Here is a 5,513-nt window from a genome sequence, read left to right on the forward strand (position 1 = left end):
GCCTTTTATCTAGCTTTTGGTGCGCAGGCTGGACTCGATTATTTAACTTTCCAGCACAGGATAGCCATTATTGGCGGCCAAGATGCTTGGATCGCTATTGTACTCGCAGCTCTCTTTATGCATATTGGAATCTGGTTTATGTACTCCTTATTAAACCACCAACGTACCGACCTCATTACGATTAATAAGAGGATGTTCGGAAGTCTGGCAGGTGGTATTCTCAACATTGCTCTGATTGTGAATTTCTTGTTCGTAAGCGCCATGAGCGTGCGATTGTATGCGGAAATTATTAAAATTTGGATTTTTCCCGATTTGCAAGTAGGATTACTAATCTTTCTTCTGCTGTTATTGGCCTATTATATTGTTTCCGGGGGCTTTCGCGTTATTGTAGGATTTTTTTTGATAGCGCAACTCTCCCTCGCTTTTATTGTCATCTATGCGGTTCTTATGCCTTATTACCATCCGTCGAATCTGCTTCCTATTTGGTCCCATAGCTTTTCAAAATTGTTAGAGGCTACCTGGAGCATGCTGCCCAGTTACCTTGGCATCGAGGCCCTACTGATCTATTATCCCTTCATTAAAGATGGGAAGAAAGCGCAAGTTTGGTCTAATTGGGGGAATGCGGTTACCATGGTCATTTATTTAATGGCCTTTATTTTTTCGATGATGTTCTACAGTTTGGGACAATTGAAGGAAGAACACTGGCCGATCTTAACGCTGTTTAAATTCGTTGAGCTCCCCTTTATGGAACGCGTTGAATTTATCGGCGCTTCCTTTCAATTATTTCGGCTCGTCCCTCTGCTTGCTATGTATATTTGGATGGCTATTCAATCCACTAAAATACAGTTTAATTTCTCAAAAAGAAAAATGCTCCCTATTTCGCTTGTTTTTGTCTTTGTATGCAGTTTGGCTTTTAAAGATATACAACAAGTCATGTTTTTTTATCGGATGGCCAGTTATTTCGGGTTTGCGCTTATTTTTCTCTATGTGCCCTTGCTCGCTATTCTATCCCGGTTGAAAGGAGCTGTTTGATCAATGAAATGGTGTATATTTTTATTTGCAAGCTGTTTGTTGACTGGATGTTCGGTGAGAAAGGAAATCGTAGAGGATATTTACATAGCTTTGGGAACAGCTGTAGATCTGGCAGATGAAACTATACAAGCGGAAAATCACGGAAGTTCAAGGGATAACCTGTATAAAATAACGATAAGCGCCCCTACTTTTCATAGCAATCATTCCATTGTCAATCAGCTATACGAAGATAAAGGGAACAACCTTAAGGATGTAATGATGAATATGAACCACACAAGCGATCAATATATCTCAATTAGCAAAATCAATATACTTCTTTTCAGCAAACCCATTATCCTGTTAGGGATTCAGAATCTCACAGAAATGTTATCACATGATCCTCTGCTAAGCGGTAGAATGTCTCTTGCTATGACATCCGGTACAGCCGATCATATTTTCCGCCACAAATACCCTCTTACCGATCAGCCACTCGGAAGATACCTCTGCCAGGTAATCGAGAATAATATTGTAACCTTTGGTCTGCCGAGAATGAATCTTCACCAATTCATGTATGAGCTGAAGGGCGAAGGAATGGACCCTGTCATGCCCATCATTGATTTAGTCGGTGATAGAGTAAGCTTAACAGGAATTGCATTATTGAAGGATGCCGTTTATGTCGGTAAAATGCCGTTAACCGAAATAATTCCTTTTAGTTGGATGAAACAGAAGCGTACCAAAACGAGTTTTTTTAAAGTGAAGTTGGAAGACCACTATGAAATTTCGATCCGCAACTTGAAAACGAAAATGCAGCACCGTTATTCGTATATCGATAAAGAAATGACATTGTATATCCGTATGACCGGTAAGCTTATGGAATCAAACGAAGCTGAACCCCTTAAAATGAGTCCTAAAGATATGAACATCATGATCAATAATCAGCTCAGTAAAGAGTGTGAAGCCTTAGTTAAGAAACTTCAAAAATTGCAGGTAGATCCTCTGGGCTTTGGGAATTATGTTAGAGCTCAATCGAGAAATTGGAACGAAAAAATCTGGAAAGAGCAGTATCCTGACGTTAAAATAAAAATTGTTGTCGATAGTCATATCATAAAGTGAATGATACAGCACCACTTTGGACATAAAATATTTTCCGGAATGTATCTTAGCAAGTAACGCCCTACAATACATTTCCATACTATAGCGAAATTCGATTACATCACCTTGTTAGAATTCATTTCTGTTGAATGAAGAGATAAGAGGAGATAATAAATGAAAACAGTATATGTAAGCGCTTATATGAGTTCCAAAATTATTCGGTCCATTCACAAAATATTGTATAATTACGCTCAGCGCATATCGGCCCGACTTTTCTGAGAGTGGAAAGTCATTATTTCAACAAATATAGGAGGAAGATTCGTTTTGCATGCAAAAATGAAAAGCAATTGGTTCTCTAACATACGACCTGATATTTTAGCAGGCATGACCGTCGCACTCGCTCTAATCCCCGAATCGATATCGTTCTCCCTTATGGCAGGCGTTAATCCGATGGTAGGACTTTATGCTTCTTTCTGTATTGCAGTGATTATCGCCTTTGTTGGCGGAAGACCCGGGATGATTTCCGCAGCAACCGGTGCCATGGCCTTACTCATGGTGACGCTTGTCGAGAGTCATGGCATTGAATACTTATTTGCCGCAACGATACTAGCTGGCATACTGCAATATGTGATGGGCGTATTAAAGATGGGTCAGCTTATAAAATTTGTTCCTCAATCCGTCATGCTTGGATTTGTTAATGCACTTGGTATTTTAATCTTTACCACACAACTCGTTCATTTCGTAGGAGTAAGCTGGGTCATTTATCCGTTAGTCGGTTTAACATTAGCCATCATCTATATTTTACCGAGATTTACCAAAGTCATTCCCTCTCCTCTTGCTGCGATCATCATTGTATCGTTAATCGCAATCGCAACTGGAGTGGATCTCAAAACCGTTGGCGACATGGGGACAGTTGTAAGCGGACTGCCAATGTTTCATATCCCTGATCTATTGTTTTCACTCGATACACTATGGATTATATTCCCTTACTCTCTGTCGCTTGCAATCGTAGGCTTGCTGGAATCGTTGTTAACAGCCTCTGTACTTGATGAAATGACCGATACCACCAGTAATAAAAATAAAGAAGTACGCGGACAAGGGATCGCTAACATTGCAACTGGATTCTTTGGAGGAATGGCCGGCTGTGCGATGATTGGTCAGTCTGTTATCAATATCAAATCGGGCGGTCGCACTAGATTATCCACTTTAGTCGCCGGACTATTTCTACTCTTTCTAATTCTTGTCCTTGACGATGTTGTTAATGCCATCCCGATGGCAGCATTAGTTGGCGTTATGATTATGGTGTCAATCAGTACATTTGATTGGAAGTCTATTATTTATATCCATAAGGTACCGCGTACGGATGCTTTAATCATGATTATTACAGTCGTTATTGTCTTGGTGACACATGATCTTTCGAAAGGTGTTTTTGCTGGGGTCATATTGAGTGCTCTTGTATTTGTAGGGAAGATTTCAAAGATACGTGCTACTATAACCGATGACAAAGCCGGCTCAAGAACGTATAGAATTTCAGGACAGCTCTTTTTTGGAACGACAACTAACTTCGTTGACCTCTTCCAATTCCAGAACGATCTACAGCATGTCCTGCTGGATTTCAGCGGGTCGCATGTTTGGGATCAATCAGCAGTGACTGCTATCGCGAAAGTGAAGACCAAATATGAATTGCTTGATAAGAAGGTTTCCTTTGTCGGTCTAAATGAGGAGAGTAAATTAATTATAATGAATACTGGACTATCATCCACACTCCAAAAGCGGACATTAAACTCATTTGAATGATATTTTAGCAAAAAAAGCTCATGCACCAGCCCTAATGGTTGGTCGCATGAGCTCTTTTCAATTACTCCGCTTGATTTGATTCCAGCTTTTCCTTTGCAGTCTCTACTAGAAAATCAAACAGCTCGTCATCCTCTTCAAGCATGTCCTCCAGCTCTAGCAGCTGATCCTCATTACCAGATTCATTCAAGAAGAACAAACCATAGCCCCATTCCTTGGCTTTTCTGCTCTTATGAAAAGTAATTTCATATTGATTGTCATGACCTTCTACTCCGAAATGAACCTTGCCAACACTGCCATCTTCCTTGGAAAATGTCATCGCTGCGTCCAATACTGTAATGTTAATCAATTATGCTCTTCCTTCCATTATCGTATTACTGTAATAGCTGACTCCATAATACCACAGCCCACTGTTAGAAGCATCAGCTTTAGCAAGAAGTGAAGACGAACGCCTATCCTTTTCCATGCATACATTGAAATACGATATCAGTAATAGCTGGCTATCGTTCACGTCATGAGAGGATGATTGGGATGGAAATTCAATTAGCGGCGCTTCATTGGGTTTATTTAGGATTTATTGTCGCGATTATTGGATTTATGCTAATGCGGCGCGATACGACGCTGATTTGTGTTGCGGGAATTTTGGGAATCGGGATTCTTGCAACCACATCAGCAAGCGGATCTGTCAGCGGTATTTTTAACAGCTTTATTTATGCCATTAAAGAACTACTTGGCACCATATTAATCATATCCATTATCGTCGCTATGAGCCGTGTGCTCATTCGTACTGGAATAAACGAAATTATGGTGGCACCGTTTACTCGGTTTTTAAGAACACCAGCACTCGCGTTCTGGGGTATTGGAATTATTATGATGGTCACATCATTCTTTTTCTGGCCTTCTCCTGCGGTAGCTCTTATAGGAGCAGTACTTCTCCCTGTTGCTATACGTGTCGGCCTACCCGCTCTTGGTGCAGCAGTAGCAATGAACCTATTCGGACACGGCATAGCCCTTTCGGGTGATTATATTATCCAAGGAGCACCGAAGCTAACAGCAGACGCTGCTGGTATTCCAGTAAGCGAGGTTATGCAAGCAAGCATCCCACTTGTTATCGTGATGGGCCTTGTTACGACAGTTGCAGCATTCTGGATGATGCGACGGGATCAGCGTATCGGTACCTGGCGAGATGGACTAATCAGCTCTTCAAATGACCCCGTTCAAGCAATTGATCCCTCCTTAGAAAAAGATCGAAATGCTCTGTCTTACGGTGTTAAGAAATGGCTCGCCATCATCATTCCACTTCTATTTGCATTAGATGTAGCAGCCATGTTCGTATTAGATTTGCAAGGCGGAGATGCAACCGCTCTCATTGGCGGTACTTCGATTCTTATCATGCTGCTTATTACGATGCTCACTCATAAGGGTGCAGGTCTTGAGAAAACGACAAGCTATCTAATCGAAGGATTCCTCTTTGGCTTTAAAGTATTCGGTCCCGTCATTCCGATTGCCGCATTTTTCTACTTGGGTGACTCTGGCTTTCTAGCTATGTTCGGCGAGAAGCTTCCCGAAGCCTCACATGGTATCGTGAACGATTTGGGTATTGCTCTAGCACATGT

The 5,513-nt window shown here is 41.3% G+C and carries 5 protein-coding genes; 4 read left to right on the plus strand and 1 reads right to left on the minus strand.

Annotated elements, in window-relative coordinates:
- The 3 genes from AC1DWN_RS26720 to AC1DWN_RS26730 all read left to right on the plus strand — a co-directional run.
- Positions 1 to 1,032, plus strand: a 1,032-nt coding sequence (locus tag AC1DWN_RS26720; RefSeq protein ID WP_477561929.1) for a GerAB/ArcD/ProY family transporter, incomplete at its 5' end; no start/stop codon positions are given.
- A gap of 3 nt (positions 1,033 to 1,035) precedes the next feature.
- A complete protein-coding gene (locus AC1DWN_RS26725) occupies positions 1,036 to 2,124 on the plus strand; it encodes a Ger(x)C family spore germination protein (protein WP_477561930.1) in 1,089 nt (362 codons plus the stop codon).
- A 303-nt stretch (positions 2,125 to 2,427) separates the two neighbouring features.
- Positions 2,428 to 3,900: a SulP family inorganic anion transporter gene (locus AC1DWN_RS26730; RefSeq protein WP_477561931.1), complete on the plus strand. Its 1,473-nt coding sequence runs from the start codon at positions 2,428 to 2,430 to the stop codon at positions 3,898 to 3,900.
- 61 nt (positions 3,901 to 3,961) lie between these two features.
- Here the strand turns inward: AC1DWN_RS26730 and AC1DWN_RS26735 are convergent, their stop codons facing one another.
- On the minus strand, positions 3,962 to 4,246 hold the full coding sequence (locus AC1DWN_RS26735) for a hypothetical protein (RefSeq protein ID WP_477561932.1): 285 nt from the start codon (positions 4,244 to 4,246) through the stop codon (positions 3,962 to 3,964).
- Between the two features lie 182 nt (positions 4,247 to 4,428).
- Here AC1DWN_RS26735 and AC1DWN_RS26740 point away from each other — a divergent pair.
- Positions 4,429 to 5,513: hypothetical protein (locus AC1DWN_RS26740; RefSeq protein ID WP_477561933.1), on the plus strand; the 1,085-nt coding region annotated here is incomplete at its 3' end.

Source organism: Paenibacillus sp. P4_A7 (assembly GCF_056402455.1).